The organism is Micromonospora sp. NPDC004551 (assembly GCF_040609975.1).
In the GTDB taxonomy this organism is placed as follows: Bacteria; Actinomycetota; Actinomycetes; order Mycobacteriales; family Micromonosporaceae; genus Micromonospora.
Window position 1 is genome coordinate 23,944 of record NZ_JBEXLM010000017.1, and the last position, 22,466, is coordinate 46,409.

General features: G+C 76.8%; 10 protein-coding genes. 2 read left to right on the top strand and 8 right to left on the bottom strand.

Annotated elements, in window-relative coordinates:
- Positions 1–5: 5 nt before the first annotated feature.
- The 7 genes from ABZW14_RS20355 to ABZW14_RS20385 all read right to left on the bottom strand — a co-directional run bounded on the left by ABZW14_RS20355 (position 6) and on the right by ABZW14_RS20385 (position 20,027).
- Positions 6–5,465, bottom strand: a complete 5,460-nt coding sequence (locus ABZW14_RS20355) for an SDR family NAD(P)-dependent oxidoreductase (RefSeq protein WP_355348550.1) — start codon at positions 5,463–5,465, stop codon at positions 6–8.
- Between the two features lie 39 nt (positions 5,466–5,504).
- Positions 5,505–9,005 (bottom strand): amino acid adenylation domain-containing protein, encoded by a 3,501-nt coding sequence (locus ABZW14_RS20360; RefSeq protein WP_355348553.1) that lies wholly within the window; start codon positions 9,003–9,005, stop codon positions 5,505–5,507.
- Complete coding sequence (locus ABZW14_RS20365) at positions 9,002–11,305, bottom strand: lantibiotic dehydratase (RefSeq protein ID WP_355348556.1); 2,304 nt, start codon at positions 11,303–11,305, stop codon at positions 9,002–9,004. The genes ABZW14_RS20360 and ABZW14_RS20365 overlap by 4 nt, the downstream gene beginning before the upstream one ends.
- Complete coding sequence (locus ABZW14_RS20370; protein WP_355348559.1) at positions 11,302–14,421, bottom strand: thioesterase domain-containing protein; 3,120 nt, start codon at positions 14,419–14,421, stop codon at positions 11,302–11,304. The genes ABZW14_RS20365 and ABZW14_RS20370 overlap by 4 nt, the downstream gene beginning before the upstream one ends.
- Positions 14,418–17,885 (bottom strand): amino acid adenylation domain-containing protein, encoded by a 3,468-nt coding sequence (locus ABZW14_RS20375; RefSeq protein ID WP_355348562.1) that lies wholly within the window; start codon positions 17,883–17,885, stop codon positions 14,418–14,420. Before ABZW14_RS20375 ends, ABZW14_RS20370 begins: the two co-directional genes overlap by 4 nt.
- Before the next feature lie 327 nt (positions 17,886–18,212).
- Positions 18,213–18,608 carry a DUF2267 domain-containing protein gene (locus ABZW14_RS20380; RefSeq protein ID WP_355348565.1) on the bottom strand — a complete coding sequence of 132 codons (396 nt, stop codon included), beginning with the start codon at positions 18,606–18,608 and terminating at the stop codon, positions 18,213–18,215.
- A gap of 111 nt (positions 18,609–18,719) precedes the next feature.
- The gene (locus ABZW14_RS20385; RefSeq protein ID WP_355348568.1) at positions 18,720–20,027 is read right to left on the bottom strand and encodes an MFS transporter; all 1,308 of its coding nucleotides are present in this window, start codon (positions 20,025–20,027) and stop codon (positions 18,720–18,722) included.
- Between the two features lie 48 nt (positions 20,028–20,075).
- On the opposite strand from ABZW14_RS20385, the gene ABZW14_RS20390 reads away from it, so the two are divergent.
- Positions 20,076–21,437, top strand: coding sequence for a PLP-dependent aminotransferase family protein (locus tag ABZW14_RS20390; RefSeq protein WP_355348571.1), 1,362 nt, complete (start codon positions 20,076–20,078; stop codon positions 21,435–21,437).
- Here ABZW14_RS20390 and ABZW14_RS20395 read toward each other — a convergent pair.
- Positions 21,397–21,795, bottom strand: coding sequence for an NUDIX domain-containing protein (locus ABZW14_RS20395; protein ID WP_355348574.1), 399 nt, complete (start codon positions 21,793–21,795; stop codon positions 21,397–21,399). The genes ABZW14_RS20390 and ABZW14_RS20395 overlap by 41 nt on opposite strands.
- Positions 21,796–22,022: 227 nt before the next feature.
- Between ABZW14_RS20395 and ABZW14_RS20400 the strand changes: the two genes are divergently transcribed.
- Complete coding sequence (locus ABZW14_RS20400) at positions 22,023–22,415, top strand: hypothetical protein (protein WP_355348576.1); 393 nt, start codon at positions 22,023–22,025, stop codon at positions 22,413–22,415.
- The last annotated feature ends 51 nt before the right edge of the window (positions 22,416–22,466 follow it).

Below are 22,466 nucleotides of genomic sequence, written 5' to 3' on the forward strand. Positions count from 1 at the left end.
GGGGGTCAGGCGCGGGGCAGCCGCGGGATGGCCGGGATCGCCGCCGGAGCGGCCGGTTCGTCGGCGGGCTGGCTGGCCCGCAGCTCCTCGATCCGGGCCGCCAGCCCGGCGACCGTGGGGGTCTCGAAGAGGCTGCGCATGGGCAGCCGCACGCCGGTGGCCTTGCGCATCGCGGCGATCAGCTGCACCGCGACCAGCGAGTTGCCACCGAGGGCGAAGAAGTCGTCGTCCACGCCGACCTCGGTGACGCCGAGGCCGTCGCGCCACACCTGGGCGATGGTCTTCTCCAGCTCTGTCGACGGGGCCGCCGAGCCACCGCCCGCGCCGGCCGCCGCGGTGGCCGGCGCCTCGGTCTCCGCCTCCAGGCTGTCCGTGGTCACCCGGGCCGCGCGCCGCCGGATGTCGGCGACCGTGCGGGTGGTGATGACCACCTGGGCGCCCAGGCCGGCGGTGAGGCTGCGGCGGAACGCCTCGGCCCCGTCGACCGGCCGGATGTCCTCGGTGACCGGGGCCGGCGCCGCCTCGGCGGCGGCCGGGGCGTCGGCGAGGCCACCGGTGACCGCACCCTGGTCCACCTTGCGCAGCACGAAGTCGCTGATGGCGACCAGTTCCCGGCCGTCGGTGTCGCGCAGCGACAGGTCGGCCGCCACCACCTCCTCGGTGGCGCTGGTGCGGTGCCGCAGGTGGCTGTGGAAGGTCGCCGGCAGCGACCCGCGCACCACGATCCGCCCGTACGACAGCGGCAGGTAGGTGCCGGAGCCCTGGCCGCGGCCGAACGCGGTGGCCACGTCCAGCAGCGCCGGGTGCAGCCCCCAGGAGGGCAGGTCGCCCAGCGCGGCAGCGGGCGCCTCGACCCGGGCCAGCTCCTCCCCCTCGGCCAGGTGGTGCTCGGCCAGGGCGGCCCAGCGGGGGCCGAAGGTGAGCATGCTGGTGCGGCCCCGACCGAACGAGGCGTCGTCGTCGACGCGGCGGCCGGCGACGGCGGGGGTGCCGGCCGGCGGGGCGGGCTCGGTGGTCCAGCCGGCGGCGCCCCGCACGTGGGTGCGCAGCTGGCCGGCGGCGAGGCTGGCCACGGTGAAGTCGACCCCGTCCTCGGCGGGGGTCAGCTCCACCCGGTACTGGGCGACCGTGCCGTCCGGCACCGAGAACGGCTCCAGGAAGACCACGTCCCGCAGTTCCACGGCGGCGTCCGGCGCCGGGGCGGGCAGGGCGGCGGTCACCGCGGCCCGCACCGACTCCAGGTGGGCGGTGCCGGGCACCACCGGCACCCCGCCGATCCGGTGCTCGTCGAGCAGCCAGTGGGTGCTCGCGGAGACCAGGCCGTGCAGCACCGTGCCGTCCGGGCCGGTCACCCGGGTGGTGAGCACCGGGTGGTCCACCGGGGCGGTGACGGTGTCCCGGCCGGCGGCCCGGAAGGCGGCCGGCGCGTTCGTCTCCACGGCCATGCCGACCTCGGCCCAGCCGCCCCAGTTCTGGGAGACCACGGGGGCGCGGAAGCCGGCGCCGGAGCGGGCCCAGGCGTCCAGGAAGTTGTTCGCCGCGCAGTAGTCGACCTGGCCGAAGCCGCCGATCACGGCGGTGATCGAGGAGCAGAGCGCCACGAAGTCCAGCGGCAGGTCACCGAAGACCTGGGCCAGGGCGAGGGTGCCGGCGAGCTTCGGGGCGAGCACCCGCTCCGCCTCCGCCCGGTCCTTGATCTCGGCCATGCCGCCGCCGGGCAGGCCGGCGGCGTGCACGATGCCGTCCAGCCCGCCGAACCGCGTCTCGGCGGCCTCGCGGACGCGGCGCAGGTCGTCCGGGTCGGTGACGTCCGCGGCGAGCACCAGCACCTCGGCCCCGGCCGCCTCCATCCGGCGGATCGCCGCGATGGCCCGGCCGGCCCGGTCGGCGCCGCCGTGCACGGCCAGGTGCTCGTCCCAGCTGTCCCGCTCGGGCAGGCCGGAGCGGGCCAGCAGCACGAGCTTGGCGCGGGCCCGGCGGGCGAAGTCCTCGGCCAGGGTGACGCCGATGCCGCCGAGACCACCGGTGATCAGGTAGCGGCCCGCCTCGCGCAGCACGCCCGGGTCGCCCTCGGCGTCCACGGTGACCTGCTCGTAGCCGGCGACCCAGCGCCGGTCGCGGCGCAGCGCCACCTCCGGGTGCTCCGGGTCGGCCGGGCCGCGCAGCTCGGCCGCGAGCGCGGCGACCCCGCGCGCGGCGGTGTCCGCGTCGACCAGCCGGACGGTGAGCCCGGGCAGCTCGACGGGGAGCACCCGGGCCAGGCCCGCCAGGGTGGCGTGCTCCGGCCGGACCAGGTCGTCGCCCCGGACGTCGCCGATGCCGGCGGTGACCAGGTCGAGGCGGATGCCCTCCTCGTCGGCGGTCAGCCCGGCGCCGGCGAGCGCCTGCACCAGGTGCAGCGCGCTGAAGAAGCCCCGGTCCTGGGCGGCCCAGGCCGCGGCGATGTCGGTGCCGGCCGGGTCGCCGTCCAGGGCGTACGCGTGCACGATCCGGCGCGGCAGGTCGGCGCCGAGCGCGGCGACCAGCGCCTCGTGGTCCTCGCGGGCGCCGGGGCGCAGCCGGAAGCCGGTGGCCGTGGCGGCGAAGGCGTCGCCGGCGCGTACCTCGACCGGGTCGTCGCCGGCGGCGCGCAACGCGGCGACGAGCGCGTCACCGCGCGGGCCGTCCGCCAGCACGAGGCACCGGCCCAGCGGGACGACGGTCCGCGCCGGGGCGGCCTGCCGCCACACCGGCACCGCGAACCACTCGGGCAGCGGCCGGGGCCCGGTCTCGACCGGGGCCGCCGCCAGCTCCACCGGGTCGGGGTCGACCCAGTAGCGGCGGCGCTCGAACGGGTAGGTGGGCAGCGGCACCCGGCGGGCGTCGGGGTCGACGGCCAGGGTCACCGGCACCCCGGCGCACCACAGCGCGCCGGCGCTGCCGAGCAGGGTGGCCAGATCGCCGACGGGCTCGCCCGGCCCCGGCAGGCTGCCCAGCGGGGTCAGCTTCCGCTGCGCCTCGGTGGCCTTGGCGACCTGCATCCGGGCCAGGTTGGCGAGCTGCCGGCCCGGGCCGCACTCGACCAGCGCCCAGGTGCCCTCGGCCAGCAGCGTGGCCACGCAGGCGCCGAAGCGGACCGGCCGGCGCAGGTGCGCGGCCCAGTACGCCGGGTCGGTGGCCTCCGCCTCGGTGATCCAGGTGCCGGTCACGTTGGACAGGAACGGCACGGCCGGCGGGCGCAGCGGGACGCTCGCCATCAGCGCGGTGAACTCGTCGAGGATCGGGTCCATCATCGGCGAGTGGAAGGCGTGCGAGGTGCGCAGCACCTTGGACTTGTTCTTGCCGCCGAGGCTCGCGGCGAACTCCTCGATCAGCGCGGTCTCGCCGGCCACCACGCAGGTGCCCGGGCCGTTGACGGTGGCCACGGACAGGCCCTCGGGCAGCCGGTCGGCGACGGCCGACTCGTCCAGCGTCACGGCCAGCATCGAGCCGGCGGGCAGCGAGTGCATGAGCCGGCCCCGGGCGGCCACCACCCGCAGCGCGTCGGGGAGGGTGAGCACGCCGGCCACGGTGGCGGCGACGTACTCGCCGATGGAGTGTCCGAGCATCGCGGCCGGGGCGACCCCGGCCCGCTGCCAGGCGGTGGCGAGGGCGTACTCGACGGTGAACAGGGCGGGCTGGGTGTAGCGGGTCTGCGTGAGCTTCTCCGCCGCCTCCGGGTCGCGGCCCAGGATCAGGTCCCGGATGTCCAGGCCCAGCTCGGGGCGGAGCAGTTCGGCGCACTCGTCCACGGTGGCCGCGAACGCGGGGTCCTCGGCGTACAGCTCGGCGCCCATGCCGGCGTACTGGGAACCCTGGCCGCTGAACAGGAAGGCCACCCGGGGGGCGGGCCCGTCGAGGGCGCCCCGGTGCGCCTTGCGCTTGTCGCGCAGGGCCGCTGCCGCGGACGGCAGGTCGGTGGCGACCACGGCGGCGCGGTGCGCGTACTGCTGGCGGCCGACCCGCAGGGTGTGCGCGACGTCGGCGAGCAGTTCCGGACCGCCCGCGGTGCCGCTCTCCAGGTGGTCGGCGAGGCGCTTCACGGCGGTGTCGAGTGCGGTCGCGGACTTCGCCGAGACCTGGAGCAGGTGCGCCGGGCGGACCCGCCGCTCGGTCCGGTACGCGGCCGGCGCCTCCTCCAGCACCACGTGCGCGTTGGTGCCGCCGATGCCGAACGAGCTGACCCCGGCGCGCCGCGGCCCGCCGTCGGTGTCCCACTTGGTCAGCGTGTTCGCCACGTAGAACGGGGTGTCGGCGAAGTCGATGCCGGGGTTCGGGGTCTCGTAGTTGATGGTCGGCGGGATCAGGCCGTGCTCCATGGCCAGCACCGTCTTGATCACGCTCACGATGCCGGAGGGCTGGCTGAGGTGGCCGATGTTGGACTTCACCGAGCCGATGCCGCACCAGCCCCGGTCCTCGGTGTCCTTCGTGTACACCGCGGAGAGGGCGGCGATCTCGATCGGGTCGCCGAGCGCGGTGCCGGTGCCGTGCGCCTCGACGTAGCTGATGGTGCGCGGGTCGATGCCGGCCAGGCCGACGGCCTGGGCGACCGCCTCCATCTGCCCGTCGATGCTGGGGGCGGTGAAACCGACCTTGCCGGCGCCGTCGTTGTTGATGGCGTTGCCGAGCACCACGGCGCGGATCGTGTCGCCGTCGGCGATCGCGTCGGAGAGGCGCTTGAGCAGGGTCACCCCGACTCCGCTGCCCCACACCGTGCCGTTGGCCCCGGCGTCGAACGGGCGGCAACGGCCGTCCGGCGAGGTGAAGCCGTCCATGCCGAGGTAGCCGACGTGCGGCAGCTCGATGTTGACGCCACCGGCCAGGGCCATGTCGCACTCGCCGTTGCGCAGCGCCTCGCAGGCCAGGTGGAAGGCCACCAGCGAGGTGGAGCAGGCGGTGTGCACGGTGAGGCTGGGGCCCCGCAGGTCGAGCCGGTAGGAGACGTTGGTGGCCACGTAGTTCGGCGAGTTGCCGGTGGCGAGGGAGACCGCGCCGTGCGGGCTGCCACCGACCCGCTTGTTGCGCAGCACGTTGCGGTGCAGGTAGGTGTTGCCGCCGGTGCCGGCGTAGACGCCGACCGCGCCGTCGTAGCGGCCCGGGTCGTAGCCGCCGTCCTGGAGGGCGGTGTAGCAGGTCTCCAGGAAGAGGCGGTGCTGCGGGTCGGTGATCTCCGCCTCGCGGGCGGTCATGCCGAACAGGCCGGCGTCGAACTCGTCGTAGCCGTCGACCAGCGGGGCCCGGTTCACCCAGCCGGGGTCGTCGACCTCCTCGGGGGTGGCGCCGCGGGCGAGCTGCTCCTCGCGGGTCAGCTCGGTCACCGACTCGACGCCGTCGACCAGGTTGCGCCAGAACTCGTCGACGTCGGCCGCCCCGGGCAGGCGGGCGGCGAGCCCGACGATCGCGATCGGTTCGATGCCGTCGTCGGTGGAGGAAATGTCGTTCTGCATCGGGGCTGTCCTTAACTCACGCGGTGCGTCGGGGAGGGGTTACGGCTGGTTCGGTCGTCGGGGTGGGGTACGGCGGGCGCGGCCACGCCGGGCGGCGGCCCGCATCGCGGCACGGGCCAGTTCCGGCCGGTCGGCGGCGCCGTCGAGGCTGGCGGCGAGGGCCCGCACGGTCGGGTGACGGAACAGGTCGAGCATGGTCAGGGAGCGGCCGGTGGCCTCGGTGAGCCGGGCGTGCACCGCGGCGAGGGCCATCGAGTGGCCGCCGATGTCGAAGAAGTTGTCGGCGACGCCGACCCGGTCCCGGCCGAGCACCTCCCGCCAGATGCCGGCGATCAGCTCCTCGGTGGCCGTGAGCGCGTCCGGCCCGGTGGGCAGCGGGGCGCGGGCCGGCTCGGCGGTGGCCACGCTCATCGCGCCGAGCGCCGCGACCCGCACCGCGGGACGTGGCAGCTCGGGGGCGACCTGGTCGGCGGGCGCGTCCGGGTCGGCCGCGAGGGCGCCGACCAGGCCGGCCAGGTCGGCCAGGAGCGCCTCGATCCGGTCGGCGTCGAACAGGTCCGGGTTGTGCACCACCTCGACGCCGGCCCGGCCGTCGCGTTCCACCACGTAGACGGTGATGTCGAACGGCGAGCCGGGCTTCGGCACCGGCACCGGCTCGACCGTGAGGCCGGTCAGCGCGAGCCGGGGCGGGACGAAGTTGAGCACGTTGAACAGCACCTGCACGAGCGGGGCGCGGGAGGTGTCCCGACCGACGCCGAGCGCCTCGACGATCCGTTCCAGCGGCGCGCCGGGGTGCTCGGTGACCGCGTGCAGCTCGGCGGCGCACCGGTCGACCAGGCCGGCGAAGGTCGCCCCGCCGGTGCGGACCCGCACCGGCACGGTGTCGATGAAGAAGCCGATGACGTCGTCGAAGGCGGCCAGCCGCCGGTCGGCGACGATCGCGCCGAGCACGTGGTCGTCGCCGCCGGTGAGCCGGCGCAGCAGCTCACCGAAGCCGGCCAGCAGCACTGCCGCCACCGTGGTGCCCCGCCGGGCGGCCAGGTCGCGCACCGCCCGGTCGGCCGCCTCGGTGAGCCGCACCGCGGCCTCCACGCCGGCGTAGGTCTGCACCGCCGGGCGGGGCCGGTCGCGGGGCAGGTCCAGCACGGTCGGTGCGCCGGCCAGGTGGTCGGTCCACCAGGCCAGGTCGGCCGCGCCGCGGTGCCGGTCCCGCTCCGCCCGCCAGACGGCGTAGTCGGCGTACGTGGCGGGCAGCGGCGGCCGGACCGGCGGCTCACCGGCGACCGCCCGGGCGTACGCGCCGGCCAGCTCGTCGTAGAGCAGCGCCTCGGACCACCCGTCGAAGACCGCGTGGTGCACGGTGACGGCGAGCACGTGGGTGTCGGCGGCGAGCCGGTAGACGGTCACCTGCCAGGGCGGGCCGGTGGCCAGGTCGAACGAGTGCCCGGCACCGGCCGCGAGCATGGTGGCCAGCTCCGCCTCGGCGTCGGCGGCGCCGGTCAGGTCGACCACCGGCACGGCCACGTCGGTCGGCTCCTCGCGGACCGCGTACGGCACGCCGCCGGTCTGCGGGATCCGCCAGCGCAGCACGTCGTGCCGCTCGGCCACGGCGCGCAGCGCGGCGCCGAGCGCGGCGGTGTCCAGCGGCCCGCGCAGCCGGTGCGCCACCGCGATGTTGTAGGGCGCGCTCGACGGAGCGAGCTGGTCCATGAACCAGAGCCGCCGCTGCGGCGGGGAGAGGGTGGGCGGGTTGCCGGTGGTCAGCTCGTCGCCGCCGGCGGGGTCGGCGGCCCGTACGCGGTCGACCAGTGCCGCGAAGGTGCGGTCGGTGAACAGCACCCGGGTGTCGACCCGCCGGCCCAGCTCGGCGCGGAGCGCGGCGACCAGCCGCATGGCGGCGATCGAGTTGCCGCCGGCGGCGAGGAAGTCGCTGTCCGGGGCGGGGTTCACGCCGAGCAGCCGGATCCACAGCCGCCGGACCGCCGCCTCCACCGGGTCGCCGCCGTCGGCCTCCTCGGCCACCTCCGGTGCGGCCGCGGCGAGCGCGCGCAGCGCCGGCCGGTCCAGCTTGCCGCTGGTCGGGCTGACCGGCAGCGCGGCCAGCCGCACCGTCCGGACGGGCAGCATCGCGGCGGTCAGCCGCGGCCCGGCGTACGCCCGCAGCGCCTCGTGGCCGGGCGCGTCGGCGGGAGTGAGGAAGGCGACCAGCTCGGTGCCGGCCGGACCGGGCACGGCCTCCACGGCGACCTGGTCGACGCCGGGGTGCCCGGCCAGCACGGCCTCGACCTCGCCCAGCTCGATCCGCTGGCCGCGCACCTTGACCTGGCGGTCGGCCCGGCCGAGGTAGACGATCCGGCCGTCCGGCGCCTGCCGGACCAGGTCGCCGGTGCGGTAGAGGCGCTCGCCGGGCCGGTCGCCGAACGGGTCGGGGACGAACCGCTCGGCGGTCAGCCCGGGCCGGTTCAGGTAGCCGTCGGCCAGGCCGGGACCGCCGATGAGCAGCTCGCCGGTCTCCCCCGGCGGCACCGGGCGCAGGTCGGCGTCCACCACGTACGCCCGGTGGTTGGGCAGGGGCCGGCCGATCGGCACCGGGTCGGTGTCGCCGGCGGTGAGGTCGTCGCTGACGGCCAGCACGGTGGTCTCGGTGGGGCCGTAGCCGTTGAGGAAGCGCCGGCCGGGGGCCCAGCGGGCGACCAGCTCGGCCGGGACCGCCTCGCCCCCGCAGAGCAGCACCCGCCAGGACGGCAGCTCCGCCGGGTCGAGCAGGGCGAGCACGGTCGGGGTGATGAAGCCCCAGGTCACCTCGTGCGCGGCGATGAACCGGGCCAGCCGGACCGGGTCGGCGCGGTCGTCGGCGCCGAGCAGTTGCACCGCGCCGCCGAGCAGCAGCGGCACGAACAGGTCCATGGTGGCCGCGTCGAAGCCGAGCGAGGCGATGCCGAGGCTGCGTACCGAGGCGTCGGCGCCGGTCAGCGCCACCACCCCGGTGACGAACTCGACCACGTTGCGGTGGCTGGTGAGCACCCCCTTGGGCCGGCCGGTGGAGCCCGAGGTGAACAGCACGTACGCCGGGTCGCCGGGGCGGGCCGGGCAGGGCGCGAGCGGGGCCGGGCCGGGCAGGCCGACCGCCTCGACGCCGGGCTCGTCGCCGAACTCGGCCGCCGCCGCGTCGCCGACCACCACCCGTACCCCGGCGTCCCGGGCGATCTCGCGCAGCCGCTCGCGGGGCCCACCCGGCTCCAGCGGCACGTACGCGGCGCCGGCCAGCAGCACACCGAGCACGGTGACCACCAGGTCGGGGGTACGCGCGCCGCAGACCCCGACCCGGTCGCCGGGGACGATCCCGCGCTCGCGCAGGGCGGCGGCCACCCCGGCGGCCCGGTCGACGAGCTGCCGGTAGGTCAGCCGGGTGTCCCACTGGCGCACCGCCACCGCGTCGGGTGTGCGGGCGGCCTGCGCGGTGACCAGGTCGGCCACGGTGGCGTCGGGCCAGGGCAGGTCAGCCCCGTACGCGGCGCTGACGGTCAGGATGTCGGTCACCCGTGGTCTCCCCGGTGGTGGGCTGGGTCGGTGATCTGGAGGCGGAGTTCGTTGACGTAGCCGCGGCCCTGCGCGTCGGTGATCCACGAGCGGGCCGGGTCGGGCAGCAGCTCGGTGACCACCACGGCGACGTCGGGGCCGGTGCGGGCGGCGGCGTCGACCATGGCGCACAGCGACCGGATGTGCAGCGGGCCGGTCAGGTCGACGTAGCAGGGCTTGACCTCGGTGCCGACCTTCACGAAGACCCGCTCGGGCAGGCCGAGCCGCTGCCGCAGGCGGCGCACCGCGAGGTAGCGCTCGGCCTCACCGGTCACCCCGGCCAGCCCGCACTCCCCCACTGTGGTCCGCCAGGTGCGCCGGGCCACGACCAGCCGGTCGATGGTGATCCGGGGCATGTGCGGGGCCGGGTCGAGCAGCTTGAAGCTGTCCAGCAGCAGCGCGGAGAACAGGTTGCCGAACACCTCGGTGAGCGGCCAGCGCCGCCCGTCGGGGAAGACCGCGTCGAACGCGGCGCCGGCGCGCTCGATCCGCACGTCGGTGGCCGGGACCAGACGGTCCAGGTCGGCGCCCCGGGCGGTGTCGATGCCGATCTGCCGGTCCTGGGGGCCGGTCAGCTCGTAGGTGGTCCGGGTGGTCAGGCGCGGGTAGTTGGCCGGGTAGACCACCCGGAGCCGGACCGACCCGAGGTCGGCGTCGAAGCCGGCACGCAGCGCCGCCGGGTCCGGGTGGAACGGCGTGAGCACCGCGCTGTCGAAGGTGCTCAGGCTCGGGTGCAGCTCGCCGAGGACCAGCAGGAACTCGCCCCGGTTGAGCGCGTCGAGGTCGGCGGCGGCGATCTGCACGTCGGGGCTGTGGATCCGGGCGGACGGCCAGCCCGGACCGTCGGCCGCGAAGAGCTCGGCCGCCCGCGCGGCCAGGTCGGCGCTGCGCAGCGTCAGCTCGGCCTGCTCCGGCGGCAGGTCGGCCAACCCGAACAGCTCCCGCCAGCGGGCGGTCAGCCCGGCGGCGGCGCGCTGGAGCGGGCCGTCCGGCGCGAGCAGCAGCCCCTGGGCGGGCGCCCACACGTCGGCGAGCCGGACCGGGCCGTCCTCGGCGAGTTCGGCGTGCAGGTCGGCGACGACCGCCGTGCAGGCCGCGCCGACCTCGGCGGTCAGCCAGCGGGCGGCGGTCAGCACCACGGCGAGCGGGTCGGCCAGCGCCTCCCGCACGGCCGCGCCCACCCGGACGTCCAGGTCCCGCTCGGTCTCCTCGTAGACCAGCGTGCGGCCGGCGTACATCTGGCCGGCGTGCCGGGTCGCGGCGCTACCGGTCACCTCGGTGAACTCACTGTTCAGCACGGCCAGCGCGGCGCCCAGCCGGTCCGGGTCGCCGGCCGCCGCGGCCACCGCGTCGCGGGCCGCCCGGAGCCGGTCGAGGCCGGCCTCGGCCGCCGCCCGGGCGGCCGGGTCGCCGATCGCGGCGATCCGCCCGGCCAGCACCCGCTCCGCCGCCGGGCTGGTGGGCAGGGCGGCGTCCCAGGCGAGCAGGCCGCGCTCGACCAGCCGGTCGAGCAGCAGGTAGCCGTCGTCGGCGGTCCGCAGGTCGCCGGCCGCCCGGAACCGCTCGACCAGCTCGGTGGCCGGGGTGCGGCCGTCGGCGGCGGCGAGCAGCCGGGCCTCGACCGGGGGCAGCTCGACCGGCGGGTGCAGCGGCCGGTGCAGCCGGTGGCCGGTCACGGTCAGGTGCGGCGGCCGGGTCGGTGACCACCAGCGGCGCACCGCCAGGTCGGCGCCGAGCCGGTCGGCGTACGCGGTCAGCGCCCACGCCTCGAAGTGCACCCGGCGGTGGCGGACCAGGCCCGCGCCGGGGGTGACCACGGAGGTGGCCGTCTCCGGTTCGAGGGTGCCCCAGCTCACCGGCCCGAAGAACCCGATGGTCTCCGCCTTGCCGCAGTAGCGCTGCCAGTAGCGCAGCAGGGCCATCTCCCGCTTGCGGCGCCGGCTGTTGCGGACCGAGGGGTCGGTGCGCAGCAGCCCGTCGAGGGCGATGAGCATGTCCGGGTTCTGCCAGGTGACCGCCTCGCGCAGCAGCGGGTCGGCGGCCAGGTCGAGGGCCGCGGCGGAGCTCTCGTCGGCCGCGTCCGCCAGCGCCTTCTCGAAGACCTCCCGCGTGCCGTCCCCGTCGAGCAGGGCGTCGGCCGCCGCGGCGGCCTCCGGCCCGGCGAACCGGTCGAGCCCGGCGGCCGGGAAGCCGGCCGTCCGCACCACCGTGTCCCGCCAGACCGACCAGCCGGTCCGTCCCAGGGGCAGCAGGTGGCTCATCGGTTCTCCGTCCCCTGGGTGTCCACGATGTGCAGACGCAGCTCGCTGAAGTAGCGCCGCCCGGCCCCGTCGGGCACCCAGGCCTGGTCCGTGGTCGGCAGCATCTCGCTGACGGTGAGTGAGACGTCGTCGCCGCCGTCGACCCGGGCGGCCCGCACCATGGCGCAGAACATGTTGGCGAAGGCCGGGCTGGAGAGGTCCACGAAGCACGGCTTGGTCTCGGTGCCGAGCTTGACGTAGACCTGCTCGGGCAGGCCCAGACCGCGTCGCCACTCCCGCACGGCCAGGAAGCGCTGCCGCTCGCCGGTGGCCAGCGCCAGACCGCTCTCCCCCACCGTGGTCCGCCAGGTCTGCCGGGCCACGACCAGCCGGTCCAGCGTGATCCGGGGCGTGTACGGCGCGGCGGCGACCAGCTTGAAGCCGTCCACCGCGTGGGCGCTGAGCAGCTCGGCGAACACCTCGGTGAGCGGCCACCGCTGCCCGTCCGAGGCGGTGGCGACGAGCCGGCCGTCGACCTCGCCGACGGTGAGGTCCACGGTAGGCAGCACCCGGGCCGGCTCGGCGCCCGGCGCGTCCTGGAAGGCCAGGTGCCGGTCGGTGGGCCCGGTCAGCGACTCGGAGGTGCGGCTGGTCCGGCGCGGCCACTCGGTGGGGAAGAGCAGGCGGACCCGCCGGTCGCCCATGTCCTCGGCGAGCGCGGCGCGCAGCCGCTCGACCTCCGGGTGGGACGGGGTGAACACCGCGCAGTCGAACGACGACCAGGCGGCGTGCAGCTCGCCGAGCACCACGGTGAACTCGCCCCGGGCCAGCGCCGCCGCGTCGGTGGCGCAGATCTGCAGGTCAGGGCTGTGCATCACGGCGTTGGACCAGGTCGGCCGGGCGCCGGGGAAGACCGCGTCGACCCGGTCGGCCAGGTCGGCCACGCGCAGCCGCACGTCGGTGGTGCCGGCCGGCAGCGCGTCCAGCCCGAACAGCCCGGCCCAGCGGGCGGCGAAGTCGGCGGCGACCGCGTCGACCGGCCGCTCGCCGCCGCCCCAGAACAAGCCCTGGGCCAGGAACCACAGGTCCGCCAGGGCGACCGGACCGTCGCCGGCCTCGGCGCGCAACTCCTCGTAGAGCCCGCGGAACACCTCGTCGTACGCCTCGGCCAGCGCGTTCGCCATCCACCGGGCGGCGCGCAGCAGCACGTCCAGCGGGGCGGCCAGCTCGGCCAGCAGCGGCGCCCCGAAGACCACGTCCAGGTCGCGGGCGCTGTCCTCGTAGCAGATGGTCCGGCCGGCGTACATCTGGCCGGCCCGGCGGACGGCGGGGACACCGGTCAGCTCGGTGAAGGTGGCGTCGAGGGCGTCCAGGGCGGACCGCAGCAGCGCCGGGTCGCCGGCCGCCGCGGCCACCTCGTCGCGGGCGGCGCGGAGCCGGTCGAACCCGGCCTGCGCGGCGGTCCGGGCGGTCTCGTCGCCGATCGCCGCGATCCGGTCCGCCAGCACCGCCTCGGCGTCCGGGCTGACCGGCAGTGCGGCGTCCCAGCTGATCAGCTCCCGCTCGACCAGCCGGTCCAGCAGGGCGTAGCCGTCCTCGGGGCGGCGCAGCCCGATGGCCGGGTCGGCCACCAGGTCGGCGGCGTGGCGGTGCCCGTCGGCGGCGGCGAGCAGCGCCGCCTCCACCGGGGTCAGCGCGAGCGGGGGCCGGCCGGGGCGCAGCACGGTGCGGTCCCGGATCGCGAGGTGCGGGCGCAGCACCGGCGGCCACCACCGGCGGACGGCCAGGTCCGCGCCGATCCGCTCGGCGTACGCGGCGAGCGCCCAGGACTCGAACCAGACCCAGCGCCGGCGGGTCAGCCCGGCGCCGGGGTGGATGCGGGCGGTCTCCGGCTGGTCGGGGTCGACGGTCACCCAGCAGCTCGGGCCGAAGAAGCCGACCGTCTCGTTCTTGCCGCAGTAGCGCTGCCAGTACTTGAGCAGCGCCCGCTCGCGGTCCCGGCGCCGCACGTTGCGGGCCGCGTCGGCGCCGCCCCGGGCCAGCCCGTCGAGCGCGACCAGCGCGCCGCGGTTCTGCCAGGTGACCGCCTCGCGCAGCAGCGGGTCGGCGGCCAGCTCGCTGATCCGCCCCGCGACGGCCCGGACCGCCTCGTCGAACTCCTTGTCGTACCGGTCCTCGCCGGTGCCGGTGGCCACCAGCTCGTCGGCCGCCGCGGCGGCCCGGGGCGCGGCGAACAGGTCCAGGCCGTCGGCCGGGAACCCGGTGGTACGCAGGATGGCGTCGCGCCACACCGACCAGGCGGTGTCGCCGAGCGGCACCCGGTGCGCACCGCCGGCGGTCCCGCGGCCGGCGGTGCGCACCGGGTGCGTACCCGCGGCCGGCGCGCCGGAGCGGGTGGTCTCGGCGCCGAGCGCCCCGGCCAGGTCGGCGCGGATCAGCGCGAGCAGGTCGGGAAGCCGGTCGTTCAGGAAGAAGTGGCCGCCGGCCAGCTCGTGCAGGGTGAAACCGGCGGCGGTGTGCTCGGCCCAGGCGGCGTGCTGCTCCCGGGTGACCGCCCGGTCGTCCCGGCCGCAGAACGCGACGATCGGCAGCGGCAGCGGCTCGCCGGGCACGTACCGGTAGGCGTCCACCCGGCCGAAGTCGGCCCGCAGCAGCGGCAGCAGCAGCTCCACCAGCTCCGGGTGGTCGAACAGCTCGGTGGGAAGGCCACCGCCGTCCGCGAGCCGGCGCAGCAGCTCCTCGTCGTCGGCGCGGGACAGCCCGTCGAAGGGGCCGGGCGCCGTGACGTGCGGGGCGCGGGCGCCGCCGACGTAGAGGCGCAGCGGCAGCGGCCCGCCGGTCCGGCGCAGCTCCCGCACCACCTCGAAGCCGACCCGGCCACCCATCGAGTGGCCGTAGATGGCGTACGGGCGGTCGGCCCGGGCGGCGACGGCCTCGGCCACCTCGGCGACGTCGAAGCGCGGATCCTCGCTGATCCGGTTCTCCCGGCCGGGCAGCTGCACCGGCAGGACCTCGACGTCCGGGCCGATCCCCTCCTGCCAGCGCCGGAACGCGCTCGCGCCGGCACCGGCGTAGGGCAGGCAGAACAACCGCACCGGCGCCTGGGGTCGGCTTCCGGCGGAGACGAACCAGTTCACCGCGGACCTTTCTGCATGGGGTCGATCCAGTACCGCTGGCGCTGGAACGGGTAGGTGGGCAGCCCGGTGCGCCGGACCGTGCCTTCGGGGTGAAGGGCGTCCCAGTCGACGTCCCGCCCGGCGACCCAGTCGGCCGCCAGCTCGCGCAGCGGGCCACCCTCGCCCGCGATCCGGGCGTCGGTGTCCAGCAGCGCGTCCAGTCCGGCCAGGGCGCCGGGCAGGTCGGTGGCGACCACCGCGGCCCGGTGGGCGAAGGCCCGCCGGCCGAGCGCCAGGGTGGCGGCCACCTCGGGCAGCGCCGGGCCGTCGCCGCCGAGGTGGGCCCGCAGCCGGGCCACCGCGGCCCGCAGCGCCGCCGGGGTACGCGCCGACACCGGCAGCAGCCACGGCCCCTCGCCGGGCGGGTCGGCCGGGTCGGCCGGCGGCGGCTGCTCCACCACGACGTGCGCGTTGGTGCCGCCCAGACCGAAGGCGCTGACCCCGGCCACCCGGCGCGGCCCGTCGGGCCAGTCCCGCGCCTTGGTGGGCACGTAGAACGGGCCGGCCGCCAGGTCGATCTCCGGGTGCGGGCGGGTGAAGTGCAGGTTCGGCGGGATCACCCCGTGCCGCACGGCGAGCACCGCCTTGATCAGCCCGGCGATCCCGGCGGCCGCGTCGAGGTGCCCGATGTTGGTCTTCACCGAGCCGAGCGCGCAGCTCTCGGCGGGCGCGGCGCCCGCGTACACCTCGTGCAGTGCAGCGACCTCGATGGCGTCGCCGAGCGGCGTGCCGCTGCCGTGCCCCTCGACGAGGCCGACCTCGCCGGGGGCGACCTCGGCGGTGGCCAGCGCGTTGGCGACCGCGGCGGCCTGCCCGGCCGGACCGGGCACGGCGAAGCCGGCGCGGTCCGCACCGTCGTTGGTGACCGCCCAGCCGGGCAGCACGGCGTAGATCCGGTCGCCGTCGGCCTGCGCGTCGGCGAGCCTGCGCAGCGCGACCACCCCGACGCCGGAGCCGAAGCCGGAGCCGTTGGCGCCCTCGTCGAAGGCGCGGCACCGGCCGTCCGGGGAGGCCAGGCCGCCCGGGACGTGCCGGTGCCGGGGCCAGGTGACGGTCACCCCGCCGGCCAGCGCGAGGTCGCACTGGTAGTCGGCGAGGCTCTGCGCCGCGAGGCAGACCGCGACCAGCGAGCTGGAGCAGGCGCTCTGCACGGCCAGGGCGGGCCCGGTGAGCCCGAGCCGGTAGGCGACCTGCCCGGGCAGGTGGTCGGTGAACTGCCGGCCGATGAGCCGCGCCTCCCAGTCGTCCGGGTCGACGTCGCCCACCACGGCCGGGTTGTCCATGAGGTGGAACAGGAAGTAGCGGTTGGCGGAGGTGGCCGAGTAGACCCCGACCAGGCCGGGGAAGCGCTCCGGGTCGTGCCCGGCGTCCTCCAGGGCCTCCCAGGCGGTCTCCAGGAACAGCCGGTGCTGCGGGTCGGTGCGGGCGGCCTCGTCGGCGGCGAAGGAGAAGAACTCCGCGTCGAAGTCGGCGACCCCGTCGAGCCGGCCGACGGCCCGCACGTGCCGGGGGTCGGCGCGCAGCCCCGGCCCGACGCCGAGGGCGGCCAGCTCGTCGTCGGTGTGCTCGTGGATCGCGTCGACTCCGGTGCACAGGTTCCACCAGAAGGTGGCCACGTCGGGCGCGCCGGGGAACCGGCCGGCGAGGCCGACCACGGCGATCTCGTCTCCGGTGTACTCGCGGGCCGCCGCGGCGGGCGCGGCGGGGGCGGGCAGCACCGGGGCGCGGACCGCCTCGGGCGGGGCGTCGAGCAGCGCCGCCTGGGCGGCCACCGTCGGGTGGTCGAAGAGGCGCAGCATCGGCAGGCGCACGCCGAACCGATCGGCGAGCCGCTGCTGTACCTGGCCCAGCAGCAGGGACTGCCCGCCGACGTCGAAGAAGCTGTCCGTGCGGCCCACCGCCGGCCGGCCGAGCACGGCGCACCAGATGTCGTGCACGGCCCGCTCGGTGTCGGTGACCGGCGCCGCACCGGCCGGCACCTCGGCCACCGGATCGGGCAGCGCCCGCTCGTCGACCTTGCCCGTGACGGTGAGCGGGAACTCGTCGAGCACCACGACCGCGCGGGGCAGCGCGTAGCCGGGCAGGGCGGCGGCGAGCGCGGCGCGCAGCGCGGCCGGGTCGGGGCGGTCGCCGGCCGGGCGCGCGTACGCCAGCAGCTCGCCGTCGCGGGCGATGGCGCGCACCCCGGCCACGCCGGGCTGGGCGGCGAGCACGGCCTCGATCTCGGTCAGCTCGACCCGATGCCCGCGCACCTTGACCTGCCGGTCGAGCCGGCCCAGGCAGACCAGCTCGCCGCCGGGCAGCCGCCGGCCCAGGTCGCCGGTGCGGTACGACCGCGTCCCGTCGGCGTCGACGGTGAACCGGTCGCTGTCCTGGTTGAGGTAGCCGGGGGCGAGATGCCGGCTGCGGACCACCAGCTCGCCGGTGTCCGGGGCGAGGTCGAGCTGGTAGCCGGGGAACGCGGTGCCGATCGGCAACGGGCCGGTGGCTGCCGGATCCACGGTGGACAGCGGCAGCACGTGCCGGGCCACGAACGTCATCTCGGTGGCGCCGTAGCCGTTGACCAGCCGGCAGTCGGGGGCGAACCGGTCCCGGCCGCGGGCGGCGTCGGCGTACGTGGCCTGCTCGCCACCGAGCAGCACCAGCCGGACCGCGTCGAGGCGCCGGTCGCCGAGGGTGTCGAGCAGGTAGCGGTAGACGGTCGGGGTGCAGTGCAGCACGGTGGCCCGGTGCCGGTCGAGCTGGGCGACGGCGTGGGCGAGCCCCTGCCGGCGCAGGTCGACCGGGACCACCGCGGCGCCGGTGAGCAGCGCCGGGTAGAGGTCGGGGATGGCGGCGTCGAAGCTGAACGAGGCGAGCAGGCTGAGCCGGTCGGTCGGGGCGATCGCCAGCGCCGCGATCTGGTTGTCGACGACGTGCGCCAGGTTGCGGTGGGTCTGCCCGACGGCCTTGGGCACGCCGGTGGAGCCGGAGGTGAACAGCACGTACGCCAGCGCGTCCGGGTCGACCGGGACGGGCCGCAGCGGGGCGGGCGGCACCTGGTCCAGTGGCAGCACGGTGCGCCCGTCGGCGAGGTCCCGGGCCAGCTCGCGGTGCTCGGCGGCGCAGGCGAGGGCGGTGACCCCGGCGGCGGCGAGCATGTGGCGCAGCCGGTCGACCGGGAAACCCGGGTCCAGCGGCACGTACGCGCACCCCGCGGCGAGGGCGCCGAGCAGCGCCGCGACGGTCGGGGCGCCATGGGCGGTGAGCAGCGCGACGCGGTCACCGGGTCGGACGCCGGCGGCGACGAGCGCAGCCGCGTGTCCCCCGGCCATCGCGGCCAGCTCGGCATAGGTGACCTCGTGGGTCTCACCGAGCAGGGCCTTGCGATCACCGTGACGCGCCGCGATCTCGCCGAAACGATTGATGATCATCGGCTGTGCCATGTCAGCGGGCTGTGTGTTCCCCGTTGACGGCAGGAGCGCAGCGTTCGGTGAATGTGATCATGATCCCCCCCAGGACTTCACATTGGATGCAGAATAAAGCTCAATCTCTCGATGGGGAGGCCATCGATGCAGGTAAGACCGAAGGGATGACAACACGTGGAAGCTCGGCCGGAGGAATTCGTCCGATCATCCCTCTAGCGCGTAGACGATTTACCGCGTAGGCGTCTACTCGCGAGTTATTTTACGGTGAAAATACTTCCCGGCCGTGGATTTTCCACTTTGGGCGGCCTCGTCGCCGCAGCTCAACCCGGGTCGCGGGGAGCCTGCCTACACATCGTACGGCGGACGCGGGATCGGGTCGACCATCGCGTCGAATCCCTTGGGGAGCTGCGCCACGAGATCCTCGAACTCGCCGACCGTGACCGTGTCGCGCAGCGTGGCGAGCACCGCGCGGGCACCCACCTCGGCGACCGCCGGGTCCACTCCGGCCCGCTCCGCGACCCGGTACAGGAAGGCGACCGCCCCGCCGGTCGTGCCGCCCTCACCCGGCGCGGCCAGATAGCTGCCGACCTCGTCGGGCAGCTGCGCGGCCAGGTCCACCGACTCGGTGGCGGTGATCCGCTCGGCGAGGGTCTGCAACACCGCCCGGGAGATCGTGGCGGCCTGCTCGGTGGGCAGCTCGGACCGGCGGGACACCGCCTCGACGAATCGGGGAAACCGCACAGCCGTACTCCTGTCGTCGCCGGACGCCGCCGGATGTCCGACAGCCCCGGCCCGAGCCGGCCCGGAGTGTCGCGCCCGCGGTTACCCGACTCCTCCGACGGCAAACGGCGCTCATCGCGCCGCCGGCGTCGCGGCGTCCGCCGGCGTCGCCCGGGGGACCGGGAAGTCCCGGATACGCCAGACCGGCGAGCAGCGGGTCACCAGCGCCGCGGCGGCCATCCCCGCGGCCGCCAGCCCGAGGTACGCCGACGCACCCAGCAGCCCGGTCAGCGCGCCGCCCAGCGCCGCGCCGAGCGGCATCGCGCCCCAGATGACGAACCGGCTGGTGGCGGTCATCCGGGACAGCAGCGCCGGCGGGGTGGCGGCCTGCCGGAGGCTGACCGCGTTGACGTTGTAGAGCCCGCTCGCGAAGGCGCTCGCCGCCAGCCCGAGGGCGATGCCGGCCGGGTGCGGCCAGAGCACCAGGGCCGCCCCGGCCTGGAGCACCGCCGCCCCGGTGACCGCCCGGCCGACGCCGAGGCGGGCGCGGGCCCGGCCGGCCACCGCCGCGCCGAGCAGGTAACCGACATTGGCGGCGGCGACCAGCAGGCCGACCGTGGCGGCGGGCAGCCGCAGCTCGCGTACCGCGTGGACCAGCAGCATGGCGAGGAAGCCGGCATGCCACAGGTTGGTCAGGCCGGAGCACAGGGTCAGCGCCCGCACCACCGGGTCCCGGAACACGAAACGGATCCCCCCGGCGGCGTCCCGCCACAGCCCGCCGGATCCCGGCGCCGCCGAGCGGGCCAGCCGGGGCGTACCGGCCAGGAAGAGCGCCGACGTGACGAAGCTGGCGACGTCGACCAGCAGGGCCAGCGGCGCGCCGAGGACGCCGACCAGGACGCCGGCCAGGCCGGGGCCGGCGGTCTGACCGACCGCCCGGGTCGCCTCGAGGCGGGCGTTGGCGTCGGCCAGCCGGGCGGCGGGCACCACCGCCGGCACGGCCGCGAAGTACGCCACGTCGAACAGCACGGTGGCGCAGCCCGCCAGCAGTGCCACCGCGACGAGGTGGGCCAGGCTCAGCAGGCCCGCCGCCCAGGCGAGCGGGACGCTGGCCAGGAGCACGGCCCGGGCCAGGTCGGCGCCGACCAGCACGGCGCGGCGGGGCAGCCGGTCCACCAGCGCACCGGCCGGCACACCCAGCAGCAGGTACGGCAGGGTGGTGGCGGCGGTGAGCGCGGCGACCCCGGTCGCGCCGGCACCGAGCGCGGTCAGCGCGGCCAGGGGCAGCGCCACGCTGGTCACGTGGGTCCCGAGGGTGCTCACGGCGTCGGAGAGCCAGAGCCGGCGGAAGGTGGCGTGCCGCCAGAGGGCGGCCGAGGTGGCGGTCATGCGGGCAGCCTCCGGCGCGTACCAGGGGAACCGGCCGGTGCGGATTGTCACGGTGACAATCCGGCGGCGGCCGGGGCGCGCGGCAGCTAGATTGTCACGGTGACAATCTGGGAGCCGACGGGTCTGGTCAGCCTCGGGCCCCGCTACCTGGCGCTCGCCGACGCGATCGGCGCCGACATCGCGGCCGGCCGGCTCGGCCCCGGCGACCGGTTGCCGCCGCAGCGGGACCTGGCCCGGCGGCTCGGCGTCACGGTCGCCACCGTCGGGCGGGCCTACCAGGTGGCCGCCCGGCGCGGCCTGCTCACCGGCGAGGTGGGCCGGGGCACCTTCGTCGCCCCGGCGCCCGCCCCGCCACCGGCCGGCGCGGCGCCCGTGCTGGACGTGGCCGCCGTGCACCCGCCCGGCCACGGCCCGGTGCACCGGGCCGTCGCGCCGATCCTGCACCGGCTCGCCGCCGACCCGCACGCCATCGGCGCGGAGGACGCCGACGCGGTCCGGCACCGGATCGCCGGCGCCCGCTGGATGGCGCACGCCGGCTGGCGGCCCGAGCCGGACCGGGTCGAGGTGACCGCCGGCGGACAGCACGGGCTGGCCGCCGCGCTCGCCGCGTTCGCCGCGCCCCGGCAGGTGGTGGTGACCACCGAACTCACCAACCCCGGCCTGCTCGCCGCCGCCCGGCTGCTCCGGGTCGAGCTGGCCACGGTGCCCAGCGACGCGGCCGGCCCCCGGCCCGACGCCCTCGACCGGCTCTGCGCCCGCCGCCCGGTCGCCGCGCTGCACCTGCACCCCACGCTGCACAACCCGACCGGGCTCACCGTGCCCGCCGACCGCCGCCGCGAGCTCGCCGCCGTCGCCACCGCCCGCGACCTGGTGGTCATCGAGGAGGACCCGTTCGGCGCGTTGCTGCCCGACCGCCCGGCGCCGGTGGCCGCGTGGCACGCCCGCACCGTCCACCTGAGCGGGCTCACCAAGACCCTCGCCCCGGGGCTACGGATCGGCTACCGGTACGCCCAGCCGTCGCTGGCCGAGCCGCTGCGCGCCGCGGCCCGCGCCCTCGCCTGGGCGCCCGCTCCCCTGGTCGCCGAGGTCGCCACGCAGCTCGTGCTCGGCGGGCACGCGCACCAGCTCGCCGCCGCCCGCGCCACCGAGCTGGCCGGCCGGGCGGCGCTCGCCCGGGAACTGCTCGGCGACCGGGTCGCGGCGCCCGGGCCCGCCCCCTTCGCATGGGTACGCCTCGACGGCGACGCCGAGGCGGTCACCGCGCTCGCCCGCCGGCGCGGCGTCGCGGTCGCCGGCACCGACGAGTTCGCCGCCCGGCGGGGCGCCCCGGCCGGGCTGCGGGTCAGCCTCAGCGCCGACGACCAGACGGTCCGCACCGCGCTGCGCGCCCTGGCCCGACTGCTGCCGGAGGGAGCGGCGGTCAGCGCAGTGCGCCGAGGGACCGGAGGTGGTCGAAGATGATCTGGTCCACCGGGGAGACGCGGTCCCGGTCCGCGTAGCCGAGCCAGGCCAGCTCCGCGATCTCGCTCGCCGGCCGGAGCGTGCCCCGGTAGTCGGCGGCGTAACAGGTCATCCGGACCAGCGTGCCGGCGCCGTGGCCGTGGGCCTGCGCGGTGAAGACGCCCACCGGCGCGGCGGACTCCGGCACGACGGCCACGTCCAGCTCCTCGGCGACCTCTCGGACCAGCGTGGCCAGGTCGGTCTCACCGGCCTCCCGCTTTCCGCCGGGCAGATACCAGACGTCCTTGCCCCGGGACCGGGTGCTCAGCACCCGGCCGTCCTCGATCCGGATCCAGGCAACCTTGTCGATCTCGCGCATATGTTCCTCGTGCTCCCCACATCCAGGCACCGAACCCGGTTCTCCGCGAACCACCGCGTGGGGAGCGTAGTGCCGTCCGAGCACTCCGCCGGGCCCGGCGTCCGGGCGGCTCCGCCCGGGCCGGCGGGCCACCGCGGCGGCCGTCGGGTTTGCCGCCGCCGCACGACGGGGCACTTCCGCCGTGCCGCCCGGAGGCCGGGGCGCCGACGCGGGAACGGAGCAGCCGGATGGGATGGCTGGGAGAACTGCTGGGCAGGCCGGACCGGCCGCGGCAGGACGTCGCGGAGCTGTTGACCACGTACAGCCTCTTCCGCACCACGACGGAGACGGTCGGGCTGGACGACCGGGAGACCGTCCGGCGATGGCTGCGGGAACTCGACCCGGACCTCCGGCAGCAGGTCCACATCCGCCGGCCGTGGGGGGTCATCGCGGCGGTGAGCGACCACCGCGACCCGGTCGGTGTCGTCCTGCAGGAGCCCGACGGCCGGGCGTGGGGCGCGTACGTGCCGGGCGCCGACCGCCGGGAGCACCTGACGCCCGAGCAGGTCGAGGACGTGATGCTCGCCGCGCTGACCTCGACGGGGCGGCCCGAGGGACCGGACTGGCGACCGATCGCCTGACCCGCCCCGCCACCGCTGCGGGAACCGGCCGGCGCCCGCGGCTCGGTAGGC

Excerpts from the sequence above, each read along its gene's own strand:
- ABZW14_RS20400 (WP_355348576.1), top strand. The coding sequence starts at position 22,023 with ATGGGATGGCTGGGAGAACTGCTGGGCAGGCCGGACCGGCCGCGGCAG.
- ABZW14_RS20375 (WP_355348562.1), bottom strand. The coding sequence starts at position 17,885 with ATGGCACAGCCGATGATCATCAATCGTTTCGGCGAGATCGCGGCGCGT.
- ABZW14_RS20365 (WP_355348556.1), bottom strand. The coding sequence starts at position 11,305 with ATGAGCCACCTGCTGCCCCTGGGACGGACCGGCTGGTCGGTCTGGCGG.
- ABZW14_RS20395 (WP_355348574.1), bottom strand. The coding sequence starts at position 21,795 with ATGCGCGAGATCGACAAGGTTGCCTGGATCCGGATCGAGGACGGCCGG.
- ABZW14_RS20355 (WP_355348550.1), bottom strand. The coding sequence starts at position 5,465 with ATGCAGAACGACATTTCCTCCACCGACGACGGCATCGAACCGATCGCG.